The organism is Methylomagnum sp. (assembly GCF_054333355.1).
Window position 1 is genome coordinate 1 of the sequence record NZ_JBTEKS010000400.1, and the last position, 3,935, is coordinate 3,935.

A 3,935-nucleotide genomic window follows, 5' to 3' on the forward strand; every position below is an offset into this window, starting at 1 on the left:
AACACTTTGGGGGGGAATCGAAAATGCGGCGGTATCGCGGTTCATCCCCACGGGCGTGGGGAACACGCCAGCCCGACGAATAGCAGGGCTGTGAATAGCGGTTCATCCCCACGGGCGTGGGGAACACTATTTCGTCACGAACTTCCCCAGACCCATGTTCGGTTCATCCCCACGGGCGTGGGGAACACCCGCACTATCAAGAAAATCCCCCGCACATGGGCGGTTCATCCCCACGGGCGTGGGGAACACGCGGAGGCTTTTTTCTAAGCTGCTTGCTCTAGCGGTTCATCCCCACGGGCGTGGGGAACACGGAATATTCAGCTTTTATGTCCAAGATGCAATCGGTTCATCCCCACGGGCGTGGGGAACACTTGTGGCGGGTATTCTCGGCGGCGAGTTCGTCCGGTTCATCCCCACGGGCGTGGGGAACACGCCAAATCGGCGAATTGTCGGCCTTCGGTGAAAACCTGCACAAGGCTGACCAGTGTACGCCTGCCATCCGGCGTCACCACCGGAATCCAAGGTTCAGTCACAAGATTCATAATCTGTTTTCCTTTGTTCGCCGCGCCGGATTTCCAGACCGCGATGGGTATGCCAATACAATGAATAATCGGTCTTCAAACCAGCGATATTCACCACACCATCAGGTTGAACCCAGCCGATGGCCTGTTCGCCCTTGACATATTTGTGCGTGGTGGATTCGCTTTCAAAAGCCGCGAAAGTGGATTTTGGTAATTTGACGATATTCCTGTGCAAGCCACGGGCGGTATCCATTCGGAAGACATCGTCGGCCAGACTCACCACGTCGCCATTCAACAAAGTAATATCTTTGCCGCTCTTCGACGTGGCTAGTATGACTTGCACCGTCTTGATTTCAGAAACCCGTGTTTGTGCGCCTTCCTGATCGTCCAGCGCGGTGTTCATAATATTGCTGGACATTAAGGCAAGCTGTTGATGAGCAAATTTGTCGCCTTCAAGTTTCTGTTTCCAAGCCAACCAGCCGGGCGGCTCGTCCTCCCGGTCGATATAGGTTTTCTCCAGGATTCCCCTAATCCCCGACGGAATGGCAACGACGCTCCGCGACGACCATTCCTCCAAGGAACGCAGCAGCACATAGGGCGCATATACCCAAGCTTTCGCGCCGAATGCCTCCCGCACCGCTTGTTTACCCAAGCCCCGGAAATCATCCAGTGATCGGCTCTCCCGCAAAATCCAGCAGGCTGGACGTGTGGTCGGACGCGGGCCGCGTGGATGCCGCCATAACCGCCCCATCCGCTGCAATAACATGTCGGTCGGGGCAAGCTCCGTGACCAACAAATCCGCGTCCAAATCGACGCTTTGCTCGACCACCTGGGTGGATACCAGCACACAACCTTTGGGCCGCAACCCGTGGGCTTCACCATCCTTGCCCAAAGCTTCCATCCATTGGTTTTCCAGTTCTTCCCGGCGGAAATATGGGAACCGCGAATGCAGTAACCCCAACTTTGGCGCTTCGCCGTCGCCCGCGACCAGCGCCTCGAATTCGCCATAGGTCAATTGAGCGCTGGCCACTGTGTCGCAAATCCACAGCACACACGTGCCACGGCGGGCTTCTGCCCATGCGGCGTGTATTGCGGCGCTTGGTTCCACAAATTCAATCTGGATAGCATGGTCCGGTGGTGCTTCTGCGGGCCGGGGCGGGATGAACACGCCGAGAGCGGTCCGCCCGGTAATCAGGGGATAGGCGGCAGCTTCGGGGGATTCCGATTCACCCAATAACGCGGCGCGGCGTTCCGGGGTCAGGGTGGCGGACAGCAAAATAACCGTGCAGCCCAAGTCTTCCAAGGTCTGGCACAACGCCCGGATGAGTGTGCCGGTGTAAAAATCGTAGGAATGCACCTCGTCCAAGATGACGACCTTGCCCGCCAGCCCGAAGCGCCGCACAAAGAAATGCTTGGCCGCGACCACGGCCAATAGGGCTTGATCCACCGTGCCGACGCCGAACGGTGCCAATATCCCCCGCTTCGATGAGGCGAACCAATCGCGCCCGGCGCGGGCATCCTCACTGCCCTGAACGGGGCCACTGGCGGCGGGCTTGGACGGCTCGACATCGGTCATCAGCCACGCGTTGGCATGGATCAGTCGGGTACTCGGAGTATCCGGGCAAACGGCGCGGGTGAATCGCCCGACCCGCTCATGGATGCGATTACTGGTGACTTGGGTGGGAAGCGCGAAGTAAATCCCGGTCGCCTTGCCCTCGCTCAGGAGCCGGTAGGCACAGGCGAGGGCCGCCTCGGTCTTGCCCATGCCCATGGGGGCTTCGACGACGTAAACGCCCGGTTCGGTGATGGCCGTGAGGGCTTGGCTTTGCAGATCGTTGGAGGAAAAACCGAAATTTCGGCGAAATCCAAGCCGCGCCGGGGCGTTGGGTGGGCCAAGCCGATTTTTTCCACGGCCTGTTCGGCCCGCTCACGGCTGGCGTCGGTTGTGAAACGGGAATCCGCTTCCGATGGAAAGTAATTCTCATCGGAACCGATCCAATCGGCCACCGAAATCAGCCCGGTTAGCCACCAAAGTTCGGGCGAATCAGGGCCGATGTCCGTGCGTGGCGACCCACCTAAAATTTCCACCAATTGTTGTGCCACTTGGCGGCGCTTGGCCTCCCAAGCCGCATCCCCCTGGGCGTTGGTGTCTTTCGACATGCCGGGTGATTTGTCTAATCCACGTTCACCGGGACGATGCAGGTATCCATGGTGGGAACCCGCCACCACCGCCCAATGGATGGCGCTTTTCGGCTTGATCTGTCTACTGTCGAACAGGAGGCCTTCAATCGTGAACTGGCTTACCTTGGCGTGATCCTTCTCCAGGTTTTGCCAGCCTTGGATGGTGCTGGTTTGCGCCAAGCCGTTTTGATCCAGCCACGCCGGGCATTTGGATTGGAAGCCTTGGGAGATTTTGCCGATGTCGTGCAGCGCGGCCATGACGGCAACGGCAGAGGGATTTAAGTTGAACCACGCCAGGGCTTCCTTTCTCTGGTCGGCGATCAGTCGGGCCACATGTCCGACGTTAAGCATGTGATGAAGCACGCTGATGCCGGGCAGTCCCTCGTCCGTGGTTTTCGCCCAAAATTCGTATTGGTCCAGATTGTCCACAATGTATCTCTAATGATTTTTGGCTATTTCATGCAGATGAATATCATGTGGAATGCTTGTCCATCAACCATGGCAAAAGCGATTTAATGGACATTGAATCCCGCGTATCTCCGGGCGCCCACGAACTCATGATATTTCATACACTTAATCACTAGCGTACGTTTCTGTAGTGCGCCGTGCAAAGGCACGGTCCTTCAGCGGGTGCGAATCCCGCCCGGCAGCTTTCGCTCCAGCCGGTAGCAATCGGAGCAGGCGTGGAGGCAACGAAGCGTCTGAAGCCTCCGATGTAGAGGGCCATTTAAGTGGCTTGGCGAGTATGCAGGCCGTAACGCGAGTGAACGCCGGGCAGGCCTCGAAAGACGCGATGCGGAAGCCGACCCGCCTGCAAGTCGGGGAAGGCTGCCACTGTGGGGGAAGAGAGCGAGTCATGCACCCCATGGTTCCGCCGGGGTAGTGGCGACAGCATGCATACAAAGAGGAAGGCCGATGCAACACGGGAAGCCCCATGGCGCGGTCGAGCGCGAAGGCCAACCGGAGGCCGGTGACGGACAGGCCGGGCGCGATGGGGTGACGGAGGGGCTCGTAGTACCGACGAAGCCGGGTAACTCCGGCGGAGGGAAGGGGCCTCAGTTCAGGACTGACGTTGAAAGTAGCAAGGGGCAGGAGATTGGGAAACCTAGTACCGCCATCTCGAAATGGATTGGATAATTGATGCTTTTGTAGATGGCCCGGTTCAAAATATATGTTCCTGCATATTGCGCTGGTATACCTGAGCGCCGCCATTTTTACAGGATGGTGGATGGC

The 3,935-nt window shown here is 58.2% G+C and carries 2 protein-coding genes, 1 pseudogene and 1 CRISPR repeat array; all 3 genes and pseudogenes read right to left on the reverse strand.

What is annotated here, in order from left to right; genetic code table 11:
• Positions 1 to 37 precede the first annotated feature (37 nt).
• Positions 38 to 432: a CRISPR direct-repeat array (repeat unit 29 nt; unit sequence CGGTTCATCCCCACGGGCGTGGGGAACAC).
• A gap of 47 nt (positions 433 to 479) precedes the next feature.
• Positions 480 to 542, reverse strand: a pseudogene (locus ACXWUF_RS20040) (hypothetical protein); the annotation flags it as partial.
• Positions 526 to 2,292 (reverse strand): CRISPR-associated helicase Cas3', encoded by a 1,767-nt coding sequence (gene cas3 / locus ACXWUF_RS20045; RefSeq protein ID WP_458496339.1) that lies wholly within the window; start codon positions 2,290 to 2,292, stop codon positions 526 to 528. The gene cas3 and the pseudogene ACXWUF_RS20040, both read right to left, overlap by 17 nt.
• Complete coding sequence (locus tag ACXWUF_RS20050; RefSeq protein ID WP_458496340.1) at positions 2,241 to 3,131, reverse strand: CRISPR-associated endonuclease Cas3''; 891 nt, start codon at positions 3,129 to 3,131, stop codon at positions 2,241 to 2,243. The genes cas3 and ACXWUF_RS20050 overlap by 52 nt, the downstream gene beginning before the upstream one ends.
• Between the last annotated feature and the right edge of the window lie 804 nt (positions 3,132 to 3,935).